The organism is Paraburkholderia sp. FT54, from assembly GCF_031585635.1.
In the GTDB taxonomy this organism is placed as follows: Bacteria; Pseudomonadota; Gammaproteobacteria; order Burkholderiales; family Burkholderiaceae; genus Paraburkholderia.
In genome coordinates, this window is record NZ_CP134196.1 from 1,305,614 (window position 1) to 1,324,706 (window position 19,093).

General features: G+C 61.6%; 18 protein-coding genes. 13 read left to right on the forward strand and 5 right to left on the reverse strand.

What is annotated here, in order from left to right:
* Positions 1 to 64: 64 nt before the first annotated feature.
* Positions 65 to 1,657 carry an alkyl hydroperoxide reductase subunit F gene (gene ahpF, locus RI103_RS25445; protein WP_310818390.1) on the forward strand — a complete coding sequence of 531 codons (1,593 nt, stop codon included), beginning with the start codon at positions 65 to 67 and terminating at the stop codon, positions 1,655 to 1,657.
* A 504-nt stretch (positions 1,658 to 2,161) separates the two neighbouring features.
* The gene (locus RI103_RS25450) at positions 2,162 to 3,316 is read left to right on the forward strand and encodes an alkane 1-monooxygenase (protein WP_310818391.1); all 1,155 of its coding nucleotides are present in this window, start codon (positions 2,162 to 2,164) and stop codon (positions 3,314 to 3,316) included.
* A gap of 89 nt (positions 3,317 to 3,405) precedes the next feature.
* On the opposite strand, the gene RI103_RS25455 is transcribed toward RI103_RS25450, so the two are convergent.
* Positions 3,406 to 3,819: a DoxX family protein gene (locus RI103_RS25455; RefSeq protein ID WP_310818392.1), complete on the reverse strand. Its 414-nt coding sequence runs from the start codon at positions 3,817 to 3,819 to the stop codon at positions 3,406 to 3,408.
* A gap of 77 nt (positions 3,820 to 3,896) precedes the next feature.
* The gene (locus RI103_RS25460) at positions 3,897 to 4,622 is read right to left on the reverse strand and encodes a pirin family protein (protein WP_310818393.1); all 726 of its coding nucleotides are present in this window, start codon (positions 4,620 to 4,622) and stop codon (positions 3,897 to 3,899) included.
* A gap of 131 nt (positions 4,623 to 4,753) precedes the next feature.
* Between RI103_RS25460 and RI103_RS25465 the strand changes: the two genes are divergently transcribed.
* The gene (locus tag RI103_RS25465; RefSeq protein WP_310818394.1) at positions 4,754 to 5,641 is read left to right on the forward strand and encodes a LysR family transcriptional regulator; all 888 of its coding nucleotides are present in this window, start codon (positions 4,754 to 4,756) and stop codon (positions 5,639 to 5,641) included.
* Here RI103_RS25465 and RI103_RS25470 read toward each other — a convergent pair.
* Positions 5,638 to 6,654 (reverse strand): 1-aminocyclopropane-1-carboxylate deaminase, encoded by a 1,017-nt coding sequence (locus RI103_RS25470; protein WP_310818395.1) that lies wholly within the window; start codon positions 6,652 to 6,654, stop codon positions 5,638 to 5,640. The genes RI103_RS25465 and RI103_RS25470 overlap by 4 nt on opposite strands.
* A 163-nt stretch (positions 6,655 to 6,817) precedes the next feature.
* Between RI103_RS25470 and RI103_RS25475 the strand changes: the two genes are divergently transcribed.
* Together RI103_RS25475 and msrB are read left to right on the forward strand one after the other, a co-directional pair.
* Positions 6,818 to 7,348, forward strand: coding sequence for an Lrp/AsnC ligand binding domain-containing protein (locus RI103_RS25475; RefSeq protein WP_310818396.1), 531 nt, complete (start codon positions 6,818 to 6,820; stop codon positions 7,346 to 7,348).
* A gap of 213 nt (positions 7,349 to 7,561) precedes the next feature.
* Positions 7,562 to 8,020, forward strand: a complete 459-nt coding sequence (gene msrB, locus RI103_RS25480; RefSeq protein WP_310818568.1) for a peptide-methionine (R)-S-oxide reductase MsrB — start codon at positions 7,562 to 7,564, stop codon at positions 8,018 to 8,020.
* Positions 8,021 to 8,069: 49 nt separating this feature from the next.
* On the opposite strand, the gene ppk2 is transcribed toward msrB, so the two are convergent.
* Positions 8,070 to 8,885 (reverse strand): polyphosphate kinase 2, encoded by an 816-nt coding sequence (gene ppk2, locus RI103_RS25485; protein ID WP_310818397.1) that lies wholly within the window; start codon positions 8,883 to 8,885, stop codon positions 8,070 to 8,072.
* A gap of 427 nt (positions 8,886 to 9,312) precedes the next feature.
* On the opposite strand from ppk2, the gene RI103_RS25490 reads away from it, so the two are divergent.
* Both RI103_RS25490 and RI103_RS25495 read left to right on the forward strand, forming a co-directional pair.
* Positions 9,313 to 9,642: a hypothetical protein gene (locus RI103_RS25490; RefSeq protein WP_310818398.1), complete on the forward strand. Its 330-nt coding sequence runs from the start codon at positions 9,313 to 9,315 to the stop codon at positions 9,640 to 9,642.
* Between the two features lie 53 nt (positions 9,643 to 9,695).
* Complete coding sequence (locus tag RI103_RS25495) at positions 9,696 to 10,283, forward strand: YSC84-related protein (protein WP_310818399.1); 588 nt, start codon at positions 9,696 to 9,698, stop codon at positions 10,281 to 10,283.
* 234 nt (positions 10,284 to 10,517) lie between these two features.
* On the opposite strand, the gene RI103_RS25500 is transcribed toward RI103_RS25495, so the two are convergent.
* The gene (locus tag RI103_RS25500) at positions 10,518 to 11,519 is read right to left on the reverse strand and encodes an AraC family transcriptional regulator (protein WP_310818400.1); all 1,002 of its coding nucleotides are present in this window, start codon (positions 11,517 to 11,519) and stop codon (positions 10,518 to 10,520) included.
* A 210-nt stretch (positions 11,520 to 11,729) separates the two neighbouring features.
* Between RI103_RS25500 and RI103_RS25505 the strand changes: the two genes are divergently transcribed.
* The 6 genes from RI103_RS25505 (at position 11,730) to RI103_RS25530 (ending at position 19,079) form a co-directional block, all read left to right on the forward strand.
* A complete protein-coding gene (locus RI103_RS25505; protein WP_310818401.1) occupies positions 11,730 to 12,785 on the forward strand; it encodes a 3-keto-5-aminohexanoate cleavage protein in 1,056 nt (351 codons plus the stop codon).
* Positions 12,786 to 12,941: 156 nt separating this feature from the next.
* Entirely contained in the window at positions 12,942 to 14,264 is a 1,323-nt protein-coding gene (locus RI103_RS25510) for an MFS transporter (RefSeq protein WP_310818402.1), read from the forward strand.
* 45 nt (positions 14,265 to 14,309) lie between these two features.
* Positions 14,310 to 15,290, forward strand: a complete 981-nt coding sequence (locus tag RI103_RS25515; RefSeq protein ID WP_310818403.1) for a quinone oxidoreductase — start codon at positions 14,310 to 14,312, stop codon at positions 15,288 to 15,290.
* A 10-nt stretch (positions 15,291 to 15,300) separates the two neighbouring features.
* The gene (locus RI103_RS25520; RefSeq protein ID WP_310818404.1) at positions 15,301 to 16,149 is read left to right on the forward strand and encodes a TauD/TfdA family dioxygenase; all 849 of its coding nucleotides are present in this window, start codon (positions 15,301 to 15,303) and stop codon (positions 16,147 to 16,149) included.
* A gap of 69 nt (positions 16,150 to 16,218) precedes the next feature.
* Positions 16,219 to 17,847 carry a 3-(methylthio)propionyl-CoA ligase gene (locus RI103_RS25525; RefSeq protein ID WP_310818405.1) on the forward strand — a complete coding sequence of 543 codons (1,629 nt, stop codon included), beginning with the start codon at positions 16,219 to 16,221 and terminating at the stop codon, positions 17,845 to 17,847.
* 86 nt (positions 17,848 to 17,933) lie between these two features.
* Entirely contained in the window at positions 17,934 to 19,079 is a 1,146-nt protein-coding gene (locus RI103_RS25530; protein WP_310818569.1) for a porin, read from the forward strand.
* Positions 19,080 to 19,093 lie beyond the last annotated feature (14 nt).

The following is a 19,093-nucleotide window of genomic DNA, read 5'->3' on the forward strand; positions in this document are numbered from 1 at the left end:
CATGTCCTATCTGGACGAGTGCGGCGCCGGGAACCCAATACCCATCGTCACGGATCGAATAGCCATGCTTGATGCCAATCTCAAGACTCAGTTAAAAACGTACCTCGAAAAAGTTAGCAGGCCTATTGAGATCGTCGCGTCGCTCGACGACAGTGCAAAATCGCAGGAGCTGCTGGCATTGCTGAACGATATCGCGACGTTGTCCGAGCGCGTCAACGTGATCGAGCGTCGTGGCGACGCCGAGCGCAAGCCGTCGTTTTCGATCGGCGAGCCGGGCAAGGACACGGGCATCCGCTTCGCCGGCATTCCGATGGGTCATGAATTCACGTCGCTCGTGCTTGCGCTGTTGCAGGTTGGCGGCCATCCGGTCAAGCTCGAAGACGCCGTGATTGACCAGATCCGCAACCTCGACGGCGACTATCAATTCGAAACGTATTTTTCGCTGTCATGCCAGAACTGCCCGGAAGTCGTCCAGGCACTGAATGTGATGGCGCTGATCAACCCGCGCATCCGCCACGTGGCGATCGACGGCGCGCTGTTCCAGAACGAAGTCGAAGCGCGCCAGATCATGGCGGTACCGACCATGTTCATGAACGGCGAAGTGTTCGGCCAGGGCCGCAGCGGCGTGAAGGAAATCCTTGCGAAGCTCGACACCAACGCCGGTGCGCGCGCCGCGAAGGAACTGGAAAAGAAGCCGGTGTTCGACACGTTGATCGTGGGCGGCGGCCCCGCGGGCGCGGCCGCGGCGATTTACTCGGCGCGCAAGGGTATCGCGACGGGCGTGGTGGCGGAGCGTTTCGGCGGCCAGGTGTTGGACACGCTGGCGATCGAAAACTTCGTCTCCGTGACGGAAACCGAAGGACCGAAGTTCGCCACGGCGCTGGAGCAGCACGTGAAGAGCTACGAAGTCGACATCATGGACGTGCAGCGCGCTGAAGCGCTGATTCCGGGCCGCATCAACGAAGTGCGTCTGGCGAACGGCGCGGTGCTCAAGGCCAAAACGATCATTCTGGCGACGGGCGCGCGCTGGCGCGAAATCAACGTGCCGGGCGAGCGCGAGTACCGTAATCATGGCGTGGCGTATTGCCCGCACTGCGATGGTCCGTTGTTCAAGGGCAAACGCGTCGCGGTGATCGGCGGCGGCAATTCCGGCGTCGAAGCGGCTATCGACCTGGCGGGTATCGTGCGTGAAGTCACGCTGTTCGAGTTCGGCGCCACGTTGCGTGCCGACGAGGTGCTGCAACGCAAGCTGCGCAGCCTCGCGAACGTGACCGTCGTCACGCAGGCCCAGACTACGGAAATCACCGGCGACGGCAAGAAGGTCAACGGTCTGGTCTACAAGGATCTGCGGTCCGGCGAAGTGAAGCAGATCGAACTGGAAGGCGTGTTCGTGCAGATCGGCCTCGTGCCGAACACCGAATGGCTCAAGGGCACGGTCGAGTTGTCGAAGCACGGCGAGATCGTCGTCGATGCACGCGGCGCTACGTCGGTGCCGGGCGTATTCGCCGCCGGCGACGTGACCACGGTGCCATTCAAGCAGATCGTGATCGCCGTGGGCGAAGGCGCGAAGGCATCGCTCTCCGCGTTCGATCACCTGATCCGCAATAGCGAAGAAGTGGACGCGGTTAGCGAAGCTGAGGCTGAAGTAGCGGCCTGATGCGATTGTGTGAGTAGTGGACGGCGGCCTTAGGGCCGCCGTTTTTTTTTGTCCTCAAGCGCCACTGCAAACACCAACGGCCGCCTTTCGGCAGCCGCCGCATACGGGATTCCCTGTGTGCCTTGTCGCACGGTATCCACTCCCGGTGGAATCCGACCTCCCGTGGGGCACTACGTTTTCTCCTCCGCTCGTCCGTGGTCTTGAGGTGCGATCGTATGAATCGACGCTGTCAGGTTCGAGCGACCCATACGTCGCGATGCGGGCGCGCGCAGATCGATTCGCACTCGCGCCGTGCGCAAAACATCCGTTTCATTCACACGCTTCATCCATACCGCACATCGCCCAGTAGCGCGGTTGCCGTTTGGAGGCGCCCACCTGGCAAGATTTCTTGGCTATTGCGTGCCGCAAACCATATAAATCAGGAATCGGACAAAGTCCCGCGGACCCATGCGCGCGCCTTGCCGCGCGCCCGGAGGCCAAACCACATAAAAAAGGAGGGAGACAATGGCAACATCGCAAGCGACGCCGGTGCGGTGGGTCGACGGCAAGCGCTATTTGTGGCTGCTCGGCGCGCTCACGATCACCTTGCCGCTGCATGCCGCGACTCTTGCCCTGCAAACCGGCTGGCACATCTTCTGGTGGTTCGGCCCGATCTTCGTGTTCGGCATCATTCCAGTACTCGACTATCTGATCGGTGACGACCCTAGCAATCCGCCGGAGGATGTCATCTCCGCGCTCGAAAAAGAGCGCTATTACCGTCGCATCGTGTATCTCGCCGCCTTCATCGAGTACATGTCGTTCTTCGGCGCACTATGGATTGTGAGCACGCACGCGTTGAAATGGTACGACTACCTGGGCTTTGCGTTTTCGCTCGGCGCGGCGACCGGTGTGTCGATCAACACGGCGCACGAACTTGGCCACAAGACCGATCGCTTCGAGCGATGGCTCGCCAAGGTCACGCTGGCGCCGGTCGCTTACGGTCATTTCTTCGTCGAACACAATCGAGGGCATCACGTGCGGGTGGCGACGCCGCCCGATCCGGCCAGCGCTCGCTATGGCGAATCGTTCTGGGCGTTTCTGCCGCGCACGGTATCCGGCAGCATCGCCTCCGCATGGCGGCTCGAAAAGCATCGGCTCGCGCGCTTCGGCAAGTCGCCGTGGAGCTGGCGCAACGAGGTCCTGCACGCGTGGGCCATGACCGCGGTGTTGTGGGGCGCCATGATCGCGCTATTCGGCAAGACAGTGATTCCGTTCCTGCTGATACAGGCGGTGTACGGGGCCTCACTGCTCGAAGTGGTCAATTATCTTGAACACTACGGACTCGGCCGCAAACAGTTCGCGAACGGCCGTTACGAGCGCTGCCAGCCGGAGCATTCGTGGAACAGCAATCGCATCGTCACCAATCTCTTTCTGTATCAGTTGCAGCGTCACGCCGATCATCACGCGAATCCGACGCGCTCGTATCAGGCGCTGCGTCATTTCGACGGCGCGCCGCAATTGCCGTCGGGCTACGCCACGATGATCATGCTCGCGTACGTGCCGCCACTATGGTTTCGTGTCATGAATCCGCGCGTCGTCGCGCATTATCGAGGCGACATGGCGCAGGCGAATATCCGCCCGGCCATTCGCGAACACGTTCTCGCGCAGTTTGCGCGTTAGCGCTAACGGTTCCACGCAAGAAAAAAGCCGTCCGGCGTCAACCGGGCGGCTCTCGTTTCGGCGTGGCTCTACTGCATGGCAGCGCGGCTTCAACGGCGGTCGATCGAATACTTCCCAGCGCCGGTCACGCACAACAACAGCAGTCCGCCGATGATGCTGATGTTCTTGTAGAAGTGAATCATATTGTCGTACTGAATTGCGCCGGTCATGTTCCAGTAGTGGTGGCCGATGATCGCGGCGCCGAACGTATAAACCGCGAGCAGCAAGGCAAGCGGCCGCGTAAAGAAACCGACCAGCAGCGCGATGCCCACGAGGAACTCCATCACCACGGCGATCACCGTCGACAACTCGGGCACCGGCGCGCCGCTCGACGTCATATAAGCCACGGTGCCGGAAAAGCCGGTGAGCTTCGACCAGCCGAACATGACGAACAGCACCATCAACAGGATGCGGGCGACGAGGATGACCGCGTCTTTCTGATTTTCAAACAGCGTATAGCGCATGATTTTTTCTCAACAGGGTAGGAAGAGGGCGGCTCGCCGGAACTCTCCGGCGAGCCTCGCTTAAGCCATTGGACCGTTTAAGCCCACAGCTCCGACATTTCGATATCGCGCAAGTCGAACACCAGCACTTCCGCGTCGTGGCCTTGCGTGAAGGTCAGCGCGTCTTCACCGCGCACACGCGCACCGTCGCCTTCCTTGAACTCGACGCCGTTCACGCTCACGCTGCCGCGCGCCACGTGGACATACGCATAGCGATTGCTCGCCAGTTCGAGTCGCGCCGTCTCATCGCCATCGAAGAGGCCGGCATAGACCCGGGCGTCCTGTTGCACCACCAGCGAGTCGTTCGCGCCATCCGGCGAAAGCACGAGGCGCAACACGCCGCGCTTCTGGTCCGCGCCAAAGTGACGCTGCTGATAACGCGGCGCCGTACCCTTTTGTCCCGGCGCGATCCAGATTTGCAGGAAGTGCACCGGGTCGCTCTTCGAATGGTTGTATTCGCTGTGCGCGACGCCCGTTCCGGCGCTCATCAACTGGATATCGCCAGGTACGATCACCGAGCCGGTGCCCATCGTGTCCTTGTGCTCCAGCGCGCCTTCCAGCACATACGAAAAGATTTCCATATCGCGGTGCGGGTGCTTGCCGAAACCTTGTGCCGGCGCGACACGGTCGTCGTTGATCACGAGCAGGTCGGAGAAGCCGTTCTGCTTCGGATCGTGATAGTTAGCGAAGGAAAATGTATGACGCGAACTGAGCCAGCCGTGCTCCGCGCGGCCGCGTTGGTTGGCGTGTCTGATTTCAAGCATCTCTTTTCTCCTTGGGTTGTGCGATCCGGCCAGATGTTTGTCCGCGATCCATGAATGAGAGTGTAGGTCAATCCGGATGGGTATAATCGGCATCAAAACGGAAACACTGTCACGACGGAGTGGACAATACGATGCAACTCGATGACATGCGAATCTTCGTCGCCACGGTCGACGCGCACAACTTCACGGCGGCGGCCAACCGGCTGTCGCTGTCGAAGCAGTTCGTCAGCCGACGGGTGATGGCGCTGGAAGAAACGCTCGGCGTGCAATTGCTGATCCGCAATACGCGCAAGCTGGCGGTGACCGATCTCGGCCAGGATTTTTACGAGCGCGCCAAACGGATCCTCGGCGAAGTGGAGGACGCCGAGCAGGCCATGTCGCTGCGCCGGGCCGGGCCGCGCGGGCTGTTACGCGTCAGCGCGCCGATGTCGTTCGGCATGGCGCATCTGTCGCCGCTCGTGGCGATGTTTCTGCGCGAGCACGGCGACGTTCGCTTCGAGATGGAATTGAGCGACCGCACCGTCGACGTGGTCGGCGAGGGCTTCGACATGGCGATCCGGATCGGCGCCTTGCCGGATTCCACGCTGATCGCGCAGAAGCTCGTGGATATCCGGATGGTGGCGTGCTGCAGTCCCGGTTATTTGCGGCGGCGTGGCGCGCCGAAGGTGCCCGGCGATCTGGAACGCCATGCATGCCTGTTATATGGCCACGGCGGCGCCGTGAGCTGGGAGTTTGTCGTCGACGGCGTGACGAAGGGCGTCGAGGTTCACGGTCCGTTGCGCGCCAACAATGGCGAACTGGTGCGCGACGCGGCCGTCGCGGGTCTGGGAATCATTCGGCTTCCTGATTTTATCGTCGCCGATGCGCTCAAAAGCGGTCAGCTCGTGCCGGTGCTCGAAGCTTTCCTGCCCACCGCAACGAGTGTCTACGCGGTTTATCCGCAGCACCGGCAAAGCTCCCTCACGATTCGGACGTTCGTGGAATTCCTGAGGGAGCACCTGAGGAAGCGTCTGGCTTAGCCGTTGCGGAAAATAAAGCTGTAACCGTTCAACGCCGGCACGCCGCCGAGGTGCGCGTACAGCACGCGCGAGCCTTCGGGGAATTCGCCATTGCGCACCATCTCGATCATGCCGTGCATGGATTTGCCCTCGTAGACGGGGTCGGTCAGTACGCCCTCGAGGCGCGCGCACAAGCGGATCGCCTCCAGCGTGCCGTCATTCGGCAAGCCGTATTCCGGGCCTCCGAAGCGCTCGTCGAGCACCACGTCCTTGCTGGTGATATCGCGCCCAAGCCCGACCTGTTCCGCGGTTTGCTTCGCGATGCGGGTGATCTGCTCGCGCGTCTGCGCGGGCTTCGCCGAAGCGTCGATACCGATCACACGCTCGGCCCGGCCGTCGGCGGCGAAACCCACCACCATGCCGGCCTGCGTGCTGCCCGTCACGGAACACACCACGACGTAGTCGAACTTGAAGCCCAATTCCGCTTCTTGCCGCCGAACCTCCTGCGCGAAGCCGACGAAACCGAGTCCGCCGAGCGGATGGTCGGAGCAGCCCGCCGGAATCGCATACGGCTTGCCGCCGGCCGCCCGCACGCTTTCCAATGCATCTTCCCAGCTCTTGCGAAAGCCGATGTCGAAGCCGTCGGCCACGAGGCGCACGTCGGCGCCGAGAATGCGCGACATCTGGATGTTGCCGACCCGGTCGTAGACGGCGTCTGAATAGTTGACCCAGTTCTCCTGCACCAGCACGCACTTCATACCCAGATGCGCCGCCACGGCCGCCACCTGGCGCGTCTGGTTCGACTGGATGCCGCCGATCGACACGAGTGTGTCGCAGCCCTGCGCGAGCGCTTCGGGGATCAGATATTCGAGCTTGCGCGTCTTGTTGCCGCCGAAGGCAAAGCCGCTGTTGCAGTCTTCGCGCTTCGCATACAGATGCACTTTGCCGCCGAGGTGGTCGCTCAGGCGCTTGAGCGGCTGGATCGGCGTCGGCCCAAAGGTCAGCGGGTAACGAGGGAAACGTTGCAGGTTCATGGCAGCTCCGTGATCGTGGGGGGGGCGCGAACGGCATCCCGCCGCCGCGCTGATCAAATGGTAGGGAAAATAGCTGGAAATGAGCTTGCGAAAAAATTGGCTTCGGCATACTTTTAAAAACCGAAGGCCGTGATTGGATTAATAAAGGAACGTATAAACCTTCATGAGCGCAACAAAAATTCGCAAGGCTCTGACATCGACGGTTGCCGCAGCCATAGACCCGGCTGATCCGTTGCAGGCGCTCGACCGCATCGACCGCGCGATCCTGCGGCAGCTGCAAACCGATGCGTCGATCTCGAACGTCGCGCTCGCGGCGAAGGTGAAGCTGAGCGCGCCGGCGTGTTTGCGGCGCGTGGAGCGGCTGAAGGAGTCCGGGCTGATCCGCGCGGTCGTCGCGCTGATCGACCCGAAGGCGGCAGGGGCCGGGATGCTGGTGATCATTGGCGTGGTGCTGGATCGCTCCACGCCGGAGTCGTTCGCCGAGTTCGAGAAAGCGGCGCAGAAGGTGGCCGGCTGCATGGAGTGCCACGTCGTGACCGGCGAATTCGACTATTTCATGACGATCCGCACGCGCGACAGCGACAGCTTCAATCGCCTGCACGCGGAGCAGTTGCTCTATCTGCCAGGCGTGCGGCAAATCCGCTCGTTCATGGTGCTCAAGGAAATCCTCTCGACCACCAGATTTCCGCTGTAATTGCCACTGCGACTGCCACCGTCACGCGAAAAGACGCGCATGCTGTCATTTATCCCGCTCTCGTGCGACCAAGCATCGGGACCACCCGCGGGCGGCGCGGTCAGCGCCGGGGCGGGTGAACGGTACGGACTTTCCGGAGCGATCATCATGGCTTGCAGCAGACGGATATTCTTCAGGTTAATTGGCGCGATCTCGCTGACCGGCGGCGCCTCGATGTGGCGCGCGGCACGCGCGGCGCAACCGGCGCAAGCGACCAACGGCAGCGCCGCAGCCGCCTTCGAAATCACGCACAGCGACGCCGAGTGGCGCAAATTGCTGACCGACGCGCAATATCGCGTGCTGCGCGAGGCGGGCACCGAACGCCCCTTCAGCAGCCCGTTGAATGACGAGCACCGCACGGGCACGTTTGCGTGCGCCGGGTGCAAACTGCCGCTTTTCTCGTCGAAGACCAAGTTCGACAGCGGCACCGGCTGGCCGAGTTTCTGGCAGCCGCTCGACCACGCGGTCATCACGCATACCGACAAGTCGTTCGGCATGACGCGCGATGAAGTGCTATGCCGGCGCTGCGGCGGCCATCTCGGCCACGTGTTCGACGACGGCCCCAAGCCGACCGGCCTGCGCTATTGCATGAACGGTCTGGCGATGACATTTACGCCGGCATCGGGCGCGTGATCTGCGCGAATCAGGATGGACCTCATGAACTTCAGTGAGGCCGACAAGGTCAGAAGCGCTCGGCTATGTACTTGAACGGATAGTCCGGTTCCTTATAGCCATTGGGTTTTTGCCGCTTCGGCAGCGTAACTTTCTTACGCGCGACTGCTTCATAAGGAATCCTGCCAAGAATGTCGATGATGATATTAAGTCGCACACGCCGCTTATCGTTCGAATTCGCGACATACCACGGAGCGATCTCTGTGTCCGACGCCTCGAACATCGCATCGCGTGCTCGCGAGTAGTCATGCCATCGACTATAAGATTTCAGGTCCATATCCGTCAGCTTCCAAACCTTGCGTCCATCATGGATGCGTGCTTCAAGGCGACGGGTTTGTTCCTCGGGGCTGACTTCCAGCCAGTATTTGAGCAGGATCACCCCCGACTCGACGATCGCCCGTTCGACAAGCGGCACCGCCTTGAAGAAGCTCTCGACGTCCTCTTCGGTGCAGAAGCCCATCACCCGTTCGACTCCCGCGCGGTTGTACCAGCTCCGATCGAAGATGACAACCTCCCCCGCGGCCGGCAAGTACGGCACGTAGCGTTGCAAGTACATCTGACTTTTCTCGCGTTCGCTCGGTGCAGACAACGCGACCACGCGGAATATGCGCGGACTCACACGCTCGGTCATTGCCTTGATAGTGCCGCCTTTCCCCGCGCCATCGCGTCCTTCGAAGACAATGCAGATCTTGCTTCCTGTTTTCACCACCCATTCCTGGAGCTTCACCAGTTCGACATGGAGGTGGAACAAGGCCTGCCGGTATTCTTTGTACGAGAGGGGTTTGCCTTCCGCCGAAGGGGCCTTCTTCGTCTGGGTCTTTGCCATTCCATATCTCCACGCGGACGTGACCTGCGTCATTTTCCGATAACTCTTTACCAAGGTAGAACGCGGCACGCAGGAAGGCTATACGACCTTGGTCCATCATCGTCGCCAGATTGAGCGTTATATCCTGCATGAGACTGTTATGGGATCGTCGATCCGATGGTCGGCGCCATACGACTACGACGCGTTGGTTCGATCGGCGCTCGCGAGCCGGTTTTGGATACGGATTCGCGAGGCGGCACGCGGCGCAGCCAGTCGCCGGCTATAAGACCAAGGTCCCATTTTCGCCAATTGCCGCGTCGTGACATCATGCAATCGGAAGTGTTGCCGCCATGCCTCGTCATCGGCGACATGACCGTTCATCATGTTCGGCGGGATCCGGGCATCCGTGCCGTGTGGACAGAAAGCGGTGGGTCCGGTGAGATGTTCGGTGGTCACGCTCGACAGCAAGATCAAGAAGTTCAACGAATTCGATGTATCGAGCAACGTGCGTCAGAAAGGCAGGGTGCTCGCGGCATACTCGGTGCCGATACTAGCGGTGACGAGCCTGCGGATGGTGCTGAGGCCGCACATCGGTCGCAATGCGGCGGAACTGCTTGTCGGCGAAATTGTTGATGCCTGCAAGATCTCTCGAGAAATACGGCGGCAACGCCACACCGCCGACCAAATGCTGAGAACGGTTGCTGCAGCCCCGGCCAACGCGGCTCGCATGGCGCGCGGCTTGCGAGAACGCTGGCTCGAAAGGGATCGAAGGATGTAGTGGCCAGACCCACCCACCGGGGACGCACCTCGGAAACTCAAAGGAGGTCGATCATGCAAAGACGCAACTTTCTGATAAAAGTAACAACTGCCACTGCCGCTGGTGGGCTGTTGGTCGCGGGCTGTAGCATGACGACAGGGAGCGGCAAGAGCCCGGAAACCGATGCCTCGAAGCGCCAGGCGATCGACGCGAGTGTTGATGGCACATTGTCCCGACTCTTCGCGACGGTAACGGGTTCACGCGAACTCGCGTCGAAGGCCCAAGGCATTCTGGTGTTCCCGGATGTGAAGAAGGCGGCTTTCATTGCTGGGGCGGCGTATGGCGAAGGCGCATTGCGTACCGGGGGCACTACGGCCGGGTACTACAGCACCGCGGCTGCTTCATTTGGATTCCAGGCAGGTGCTCAGTCGACGGCAGTCATTTTCATGTTCATGACGCGCGACGCGCTCGATTCGTTCCGCAACGCGGCTGGGTGGTCGGTTGGCAGCGACGTCGCGGTGTCGATCGTGAAAGTCGGCGCGAACGGCACTATCGATACGACATCCGCCTCCTCGCAGGTCGTGGCCCTTGTGTTGACCAATACCGGTTTGATGGCGGACGCTTCGGTCAACGGCGCGAAGGTGACACGGCTCAATCTGTGAGCGCGAACACCGGCTTGTGCCAGGCACGCCGCGTCTGGTGCCCGCTTCACTTCGCCGCACACGACTCGCGACCCCGCTTTTGGCGCCTGGCGCTAATGCACCGAAGTTACTCAAATCCGTCGACGGGTTCCTGAACGTTCGCCGCACCTGCCGCTGTTCTGTTCTTTTATCAGCAGGTTGACAGCGCCGTATCGACAGTTCCGCAGAGTGCGAAGGCGCCAATGCGCGGCGCCGTCATTTCGACTGGCTGTTTCGCCAGTCGCGCGGCGTCATGCGAAATTGCGAGGTGAACCACTTCGTGAACGATCCCTGTTGCGAGTAGCCCAGCAACGCCGCGACGCGGCCGACAGGATAGCGCGGGTTGCTCATATAGCGCACAGCAAGTTCGCGCCTGACTTCCTCAACCAGCGTCGAGAAACTGGTATCAGTCGATTCAAGCTGGCGCTGCATGGTGCGTACGCTCAGACGCAAGTGGCGCGCAACCAGTTCGACCGTGGCCTGTTCGAGGGGCAGCAGCAGGTAAATCGCCTTACGTACTTCCAGCGCGGTTGAATCGGCACCCGTTGCGTTCAGCGGGGCGACGAGGCTTTCGGCATATCGCACCAGTTCTGGATCGGCGGCCGGATTGGGATAGTCGAGATCGGCGGCCGCGCACACGAAGCCGTTGAAGTCGCTCCCGAACTGCAGCGTACAGCCGAAGAACCGTCGATGAAACGTCGGGTCAGCAGGCCCGTGATGAGCGAAATGCACGGCGCGCGGCTTCCAGTGATCGCCGAGCAGAGCGCTGGAGTGGCGCGCGAGGACACCGACCGCAAGCTCGATCGCCTGCTTCGTTGGGGTGCCCGGTTCAACCACGAGCTCTTCGCGAATGGTGACCGTTTCGCCCGTTTTCTCGACGTAGACGGCCAGGGCTTCATTGAGCAGATGTCGGTATTCGGCTGCGGCCAGCAACACCTCGCGCAGCGTGCGTTTGTGCGCGAGCAGGAGAGTGACCACGCCGGTCCCGAATTTCTGCCGGGTTTCAGCCATGTGCAGTGCCAAAGTCGGGCATGACGCCTTTTCCGCCGTGAGTTCCAGTAGCCGGCAGCAAGCGGCGGCCGGAACACGAGCGTCGGGATTCGCAAGCGCCGTGGCATCGATCCCGACCTGCTGCAAGAGCTCGTTCGGGTTCAGTCCGAGTCGCCGCGTCACATCGAAATAGCCGCTCATTGCTACCGACCGCAGCATCGTTTCCATCTCGACTCTCCGCATTGACCTTGTGAACTACGCCCGTCTGCACTTGCCACGTCGTAAGTGTTTTCACGGAGAGGCATGAAATGCTCAAAGAATGGCGCCCAATCACAAAAGTGTAGCGCGCTATTTCTTTACTGTGCGGATATTGGTTCGATGGCCTCGCGTGATGTGACGCGGCATCGGAAGACACATCAGTCCACACAGGAGCAAGAGATGCAGTTTCTCGACGATTCGCTACACCCTGAGAATCAGGACAAGGTCGTTATCACCACGGCGCCGTACGGCCCGGAATGGATGCCGGAGGACTTCCCCGAAGACATTCCGGTGACGATGGAAGAGCAGATCCAGAAGGCCGTCGACTGCTATAACGCCGGCGCGACTGTGCTGCACCTGCACGTGCGCGAACTGGACGGCAAGGGTTCGAAGCGCCTGTCGAAGTTCAACGAACTGATCGCGGGCGTGCGCGCCGCTGTGCCCGATATGATCATCCAGGTCGGCGGCTCGATCTCGTTTGCACCGGAAGACGACGGCCAGGCCGCAAAGTGGCTGTCCGACGACACGCGTCACATGCTGGCCGATCTCGACCCGAAGCCCGATCAGGTGACGGTCGCGATCAACACCACGCAGATGAACATCATGGAGTTGCTCTATCCGGAGTACCTGGAAGGCACCTCGCTGTCCAATCCTGCGTTCATGGCTGCGTACAGCGAAATGACCGTGCCCGCGGGGCCGGCGTGGGTCGAGGAACACCTGCGCCGCCTGCAGGCCTCGGGCATTCAGCCACATTTCCAGCTGACGGGCATCCACGCGCTCGAGACGCTTGAGCGACTCGTGCGCAAGGGCGTCTACAAGGGACCGCTGAACCTGACGTGGATCGGCATCGGCGGCGGCTTTGACGGCCCGAACCCGTTCAACTTCTTCAACTTCGTGCATCGTGCGCCGGATGGTTGCACACTCACTGCGGAGTCGCTGCTCAAGAACGTGCTGCCGTTCAACATGATGGCGATGGCCATGGGCTTGCATCCGCGCTGCGGCATCGAGGACACGATCATCGACCAGCACGGCAACCGCATGAGCTCGGTGCAGCAGATCGAACAGTGTGTGCGCGTGGCCCGCGAACTGGGCCGCGAGATCGCCACCGGTAAGGAAGCGCGCGAGATCTACCGCATTGGCGTGCAGTACGAGACAGCTGACGAGACGCTCGCCGCCAACGGCATGGCGCCGAACCGCCAGACGGGCGTCAGGAATCTGCCGCTGCGCGCGGCGTGAAGAATGGGAGCCCGGCGCACACGTTAGTAGGCGTTGGGTTTCGAAGGTAATCCCCCCCGGCTCGAACCGGGGAGGACGAGGCGGTATCCATAAGCGGTCCTTCTTTGCCCTGCGGGCAAAGATGTCCGCAACAAGCGAGACGGAAGGAGACAAAACATGCTCATGCATCATGCTGAGCCCACGACGGGTGATGTTTCGACAACACAAACGGACGTGCGCGCGTTTGCGTGGGTGGTGTTCGCGTTGACGGTTGGGTTGCTGCTGTCCGACTACATGTCGCGACAGGTATTGAACGCAGTGTTTCCGTTGCTCAAGGCCACATGGAACCTTTCCGACACGCAGTTGGGTTCACTTAGCAGTGTGGTCGCGCTGATGGTTGGCGTGCTCACGCTTCCGTTGTCGGTACTCGCCGACCGCTGGGGCCGCGTGAAGAGTATCGTTCTGATGGCGGCGATGTGGAGTCTCGCAACGCTGGGCTGCGCGATTTCGACGAACTACGGCGAGATGCTGCTTGCGCGTGCCTTCGTCGGTATCGGCGAAGCTGCGTATGGCAGTGTTGGAATCGCAGTCGTCCTGAGCATTTTTCCGGCGCGGCTGCGCTCCACGCTCACCGGGACCTTCATGGCGGGCGGGGCGTTTGGCTCAGTATTGGGCATGGCCCTCGGCGGTGCGGTCGCGGTTCACCTGGGGTGGCGATCGGCGTTCGGCGCGATGGCGGCAATGGGGATCGTGCTAGTTATCGTCTACCGGTTTGTTGTTACCGAAAAGCGGCTTGCGCCGCTGCAGTGGGCAAGCGTGAGCAGGCAGACGGAAGGGCTCGGCGCGCGCATGACCTTCCGTGTGCTGATGCACGGGCTCTTCTCGACGAAGTCCGTTGTGTGTGCCTATGTGGGCAGCGGCATCCATCTGCTCGTTCCCGCCGCTGTCTGGGCGTGGATGCCGAGCTTCCTGAATCGTTACTACGGCATGGCCACCGGCCGGGCCGCAACGACCGCGGCGGTGTTTGTGCTGGTGACGGGCCTTGGCATGGTGGTGTGCGGAAGCCTCGCCGACCGGCTCAGCAAGAATGTGCGAGAAAGAAAGTGGAGTACCGCAATCGCGTTCTGCCTGGCGTGCTTCACACTGCTCGCGATTGGCTTTCGCATGCCCGCGGGTCCATTGCAACTGGTTGTGATCGGTGCCGGGATGTTCTTCAGCGCGGGCGCGAGCGGTCCCTCGGGTGCGATGGTGGCAAACCTCACTCCGCCGTCGATTCACGCATCGGCTTTTGCGACCCTGACGCTCGCGAACAACCTTCTGGGTCTGGCACCCGCCGCAGTACTCACGGGCGTTATCGCCGACCGGATCGGACTGCTTGGCGCATTGCAACTCGTTCAGTTTGCGCCTCTCATCGCGGCGATCGCATTCCTGATCGGCAAGCGGAGCTACGCGGGAGACCTGGAGCGCCTGAACGCCTTGCGTGAAAAGGCCTCGCGTTGACCGTAACAGTAACTTGCAGTCCAAGTAATGGATAGGAGATTCGACATGGCAAAAGCAGTGCGCTTCCATGAAACCGGTGGTCCCGAAGTGTTGCGCTACGAGGACGTTAAAGTGGGCAACCCCGCCCCCGGACAGGTCCGTCTGCGCCATGAAGCAGTAGGCCTGAACTTCGCCGATACCTACTTCCGCAACGGTCTGTACCCGGTCCCGCTGCCTGCGGGGATGGGCGTCGAGGCTGCGGGCGTGGTTGAGGCCGTCGGCCCGGCTGTGACGAACGTGGCGGTAGGCGATCGCGTGACCTACACCGGCTTTGTCAACACGCTCGGCGCCTACAGCACCGAACGCCTGATTCCGGCGGCCCCGCTCATCAAGCTGCCCGATGCGATCTCCTGCGAAACGGCTGCCGGGATGACAATGCGCGGCCTGACCGCGTCGTATCTGATGCGCCGCATTCACGACTTCAAGGCAGGAGACACCATCTTGCTGCATGCGGCTGCCGGCGGTGTCGGTCTGATCGTATCGCAATGGGCGAAGCTCCTGGGTCTCACCGTGATAGGTACGGTTTCTACGGAAGCCAAGGCCGAGGTGGCGCGCGCGCATGGCTGCGACCACATCGTCTACTACAACCGGGAAAACGTCGCGAAGCGCGTGCGCGAACTGACGGATGGCGTTGGCGCGGACGTGGTGTTCGACAGCGTCGGCAAAGATACCTTCGAGGCCTCGCTCGATTCGCTCAAGCGTCGCGGCCTGATGGTCTGCGTCGGCACCGCGTCCGGCCCGATTCCGCCTGTCAATCCGCAGATTCTGGCGATCAAGGGCTCGCTCTATCTGACCCGCCCGGCGCTTGCAGACTACATCGCCGACCCCGCCGAGAAGCTCGAACTCGCCGGCGAAATCTTCGGGCACGTCGCCGCGGGCCGCATCAAGATCGAACTCAACCAGCGTTACGCGCTCGCGGATGCGGCGCAAGCCCACCGGGACCTGGAATCGCGCAAGACGACGGGCTCGTCGGTCTTCGTCATCTAAGGAGTCAGCTATGCAAGTCGAACAATTGACGTGCGCGATCGGCGCCGAACTCGTCGGAGTGAATCTCGCCGATGCCATCCACGATGATGGCCTGTTCTCCGAGGTTCGCGCGGCGCTGTTGAAACATCGCGTGCTGTTCCTGCGCGACCAGGACATCACGCGCGCCGAGCACGTGGCGTTTGCGCGCCGCTTCGGCGAACTGGAAGATCATCCCGTCGCGGGCAGCGATCCGGATCATCCCGGTCTCGTGCGCATCTACAAGACGCCGGACCAGCCCAACGACCGGTACGAAAACGCGTGGCACGCGGATGCCACCTGGCGCGAGGCGCCGCAGTTCGGTGCTGTCCTGCGCTGCATAGAGTGTCCGCCCGTCGGCGGCGACACGATGTGGGCGAATATGGTCCTCGCCTACGAGAACCTGCCAGGCCACATCAAGACTCAGATAGCAGACCTGCGTGCCCGCCACAGCATCGAGGCGAGCTTCGGTGCCGCGATGCCGATGGATAAACGCCTCGCGCTGAAGGCCCAGTTTCCGGATGCGGAGCACCCCGTCGTGCGCACGCACCCCGAGACGGACGAGAAGGTGCTGTTCGTGAGCGCATTCACCACCCATTTCACCAACTTTCACACGCCGGAACGGGTGCGCTTCGGGCAGGACGCGAATCCGGGCGCGGGCGAACTGCTGCGCTATCTCATCAGCCAGGCCTACATCCCCGAGTACCAGGTGCGCTGGCGCTGGCAGAAGAACAGCATTGCGCTCTGGGACAACCGCAGCACTCAGCACTACGCGGTGATGGACTACCCGCCGTGCCACCGCAAGATGGAACGGGCCGGAATTATCGGCGACAAGCCCTACTGATCGTTCACGACCGCGAGAGCGGAAACGCAATCCGGGGCGCGGGTTCATACAAACAATCAGGAGACAAGGATGCAAGGTTTGATGATGCAGCAGCCGCTGCTGGTCGCTTCGCTGCTCATGCATGCTGAACGCCATCACGGTCAACAGGAAATCGTGTCGCGACGAGTCGAAGGCGACATTCACCGCTATTCATATCGGGATCTCGCGCAACGCGCGCGCCGTATGGCCAACGCCCTCGCGGGACTCGGCATCAAGCCGGGCGAGCGGGTAGGGACGCTCGCATGGAACGGCTACCGTCACATGGAGCTGTACTTCGCGGTGTCGGGGTCCGGGTCCGTGCTGCATACGCTCAACCCCCGGCTGCACGTCGACCAGCTGGCGTACATCATCGAGCACGCGGAAGATCGCGTCGTGTTCTTTGACCTGACGTTTCTTCCCTTGATCGAGAGCGTCGCACCGCGTATCAAAAGCCCGAAGGTTTTCGTGGCCATGACCGATCGGGCGCATATGCCGCAAGCGCATGGTCTGTCGAACATGCTGATGTGCTACGAGGATCTCGTCGATCTTCACGGCGACGTTTTCGACTGGCCGCTGCTCGACGAGAACAGTGCATCGTCACTGTGCTACACCTCAGGCACCACCGGCGATCCGAAAGGCGTGCTGTATAGCCACCGCTCGACCCTGCTGCACACCTACGCGGCGGCGCTGCCGGATTCGCTGAACTGCTCGGCGCGCGATGTGATCTTCCCCGTCGTGCCGATGTTCCATGTGAATGCGTGGGGACTGCCGTATATCGCCTGCATGGTCGGCGCGAAGCTGGTGTTTCCGGGGCCGGAACTCGACGGCAAGTCGCTCTACGAACTGATCGAAACGGAACGGGTCACGCTGTCGGCCGGTGTGCCGACTGTCTGGCAGGGATTGCTTGCGCATGTCGACGCGATCGGGGGTGCGTTCTCGTCGATGACGCGCACGATCATCGGAGGCGCGCCGTGTCCGACAGCGATGACGGTGGCGTTCCAGACGCGCCATCGGGTCGAGGTACTGCACGCGTGGGGCATGACGGAATTGAGCCCCGTCGGTACGGTCTGCAGTTTCAAGGCGCACCAGCTATCTCTGCCTGTGTCGGAACGCAACGCGATTCAGGCGAAGCAGGGACGGTCAGTGTTCGGCATCGACATGAAGATCGTTGGCCCGGACGGCGAAGAGTTGCCGTGGGACGGCAACGCGACCGGCGATCTGCTGGTGCGCGGTCAGTGGGTCATGCGGCAGTACTTTGGCGGTGACGACGCGTCGCCGCTGCACGACGGCTGGTTTCCGACGGGAGACGTCGCAAAGATCGACCCCGACGGCTTCATGCAGATCACGGATCGCAGCAAGGACGTCATCAAGTCCGGCGGAGAGTGGATCAGCTCGACCGACATCGAAAACGTTGCGTGCCTGCATCCCAAAGTCACGATGGCTGTCTGCATTGCCGCGCGGCACCCGAAGTGGGACGAACGGCCGCTGCTGCTGATCGTGAAAAAGCCGGGCAGTGCGTTGACAGCGGAAGAACTGCTCGGCTTCTTTGACGGCCGGGTTGCCAGGTGGTGGAAGCCCGATGCAGTGGTGTTCGTCGACAAGATCCCCCTCGGTGCAACCGGCAAGGTGCTCAAGAACCAGTTACGAGATCAATTTGGCGATTACTTCCTGACGGCGTGACACGCCGGCTTGGCAATGCAGTTTTACTAAACCAAAAAACAGCCGGGTCCGCCCGGCGATCCCCAACCGGAGGAGACAGAATGAAGTTGAAGATGAAGTTAAGCGGTGCTGCCGCGCTGGCGATCTTCGCCATGGCAGCCCATGCCCAATCATCCGTCACGTTGTACGGCGTGATTGACAGCGGACTGCTGTATCAGAGCACGTCGGCGGCAACGTTTCTACCGCATGCGCCCAACCTGGGCCATGTCTATCAACTGAAAGACGGCGGCATCTATGCCAGCTTCTGGGGCCTGAAGGGAAGCGAAGACATCGGTGGCGGCTACAGTATCAACTTCAAGCTGCAGGGTGTATTCAACTCCGCGAACGGCAAGTTCGGCCTCGCCGACACGCCGGGCACGACCGCGATCTTCAACCAGTTCGCGACGGTCGGCGTAGCCGGGCCGTTTGGCACCTTCGCCGCCGGCCGGCAGATCATCCCGATGATCTACGCGATGGCGGAAACTGACGTCCGGGGTGCACAGTATTTCGGCAGTATTCTGACAGCGTGGCTGGGCATCAATCAGGCGGCCGGCTGGCCCGGCACCAGTACGAACGCCCCGATCGGCGCCCTGTACGACAGCAACGCGCTCGTCTACAATTCGCCGAAATTTTATGGCACCTCGCTCGCGCTCGAGTACGCGCCGGGCGGCGTCGCCGGCCAGTTCCAGGGCGGCACGCGCGAGTCGGCCGTGCTCAAGTATTCGAACTACGGCCTGAATCTGTCCGCCGTCTACTACAACGGGCACGATACCAATCCGTTCCCGATAAACTACCCGGCCGCTCCCGCTGTGCCTGCGACAGGTCAGGCCAATAACCGGTTCTACTATTTCGGTGCGATGTACACGATCAGCGGATTCTCGATATCCGCCTCTTACGGCATCGGCAAGAACCCGGCCAAAAGCAACACCGCGGACTTCGAAATGGCGTCGGGTGGCCTCGGCTACCAGTTCAGTCCGCGTTTCAAGATCACGTCCGGCTATTACTACCTGAAGGACCGGAACAATTCGGCGAACCACTCGAGCGAATTCGCAGTGGGCGCCGAATACAACCTGTCCGCACGGACCAAGGCATACGCGCAGGTGGGGTATGTCGACAACAAGGGGACCATGAACCAGACAATTATCTATGGAGCCCCGGTTGCGCCGGGCGTGTCCACCACTGCGGCAATGATGGGCATTCGCCATACCTTCTGATTCCGCCACCCACA

Excerpts from the sequence above, each read along its gene's own strand:
- ahpF (WP_310818390.1), top strand. The coding sequence starts at position 65 with ATGCTTGATGCCAATCTCAAGACTCAGTTAAAAACGTACCTCGAAAAA.
- RI103_RS25450 (WP_310818391.1), top strand. The coding sequence starts at position 2,162 with ATGGCAACATCGCAAGCGACGCCGGTGCGGTGGGTCGACGGCAAGCGC.
- RI103_RS25455 (WP_310818392.1), bottom strand. The coding sequence starts at position 3,819 with ATGCGCTATACGCTGTTTGAAAATCAGAAAGACGCGGTCATCCTCGTC.
- RI103_RS25460 (WP_310818393.1), bottom strand. The coding sequence starts at position 4,622 with ATGCTTGAAATCAGACACGCCAACCAACGCGGCCGCGCGGAGCACGGC.
- RI103_RS25465 (WP_310818394.1), top strand. The coding sequence starts at position 4,754 with ATGCAACTCGATGACATGCGAATCTTCGTCGCCACGGTCGACGCGCAC.
- RI103_RS25470 (WP_310818395.1), bottom strand. The coding sequence starts at position 6,654 with ATGAACCTGCAACGTTTCCCTCGTTACCCGCTGACCTTTGGGCCGACG.
- RI103_RS25475 (WP_310818396.1), top strand. The coding sequence starts at position 6,818 with ATGAGCGCAACAAAAATTCGCAAGGCTCTGACATCGACGGTTGCCGCA.
- msrB (WP_310818568.1), top strand. The coding sequence starts at position 7,562 with ATGTGGCGCGCGGCACGCGCGGCGCAACCGGCGCAAGCGACCAACGGC.
- ppk2 (WP_310818397.1), bottom strand. The coding sequence starts at position 8,885 with ATGGCAAAGACCCAGACGAAGAAGGCCCCTTCGGCGGAAGGCAAACCC.
- RI103_RS25495 (WP_310818399.1), top strand. The coding sequence starts at position 9,696 with ATGCAAAGACGCAACTTTCTGATAAAAGTAACAACTGCCACTGCCGCT.
- RI103_RS25500 (WP_310818400.1), bottom strand. The coding sequence starts at position 11,519 with ATGGAAACGATGCTGCGGTCGGTAGCAATGAGCGGCTATTTCGATGTG.
- RI103_RS25505 (WP_310818401.1), top strand. The coding sequence starts at position 11,730 with ATGCAGTTTCTCGACGATTCGCTACACCCTGAGAATCAGGACAAGGTC.
- RI103_RS25510 (WP_310818402.1), top strand. The coding sequence starts at position 12,942 with ATGCTCATGCATCATGCTGAGCCCACGACGGGTGATGTTTCGACAACA.
- RI103_RS25515 (WP_310818403.1), top strand. The coding sequence starts at position 14,310 with ATGGCAAAAGCAGTGCGCTTCCATGAAACCGGTGGTCCCGAAGTGTTG.
- RI103_RS25520 (WP_310818404.1), top strand. The coding sequence starts at position 15,301 with ATGCAAGTCGAACAATTGACGTGCGCGATCGGCGCCGAACTCGTCGGA.
- RI103_RS25525 (WP_310818405.1), top strand. The coding sequence starts at position 16,219 with ATGCAAGGTTTGATGATGCAGCAGCCGCTGCTGGTCGCTTCGCTGCTC.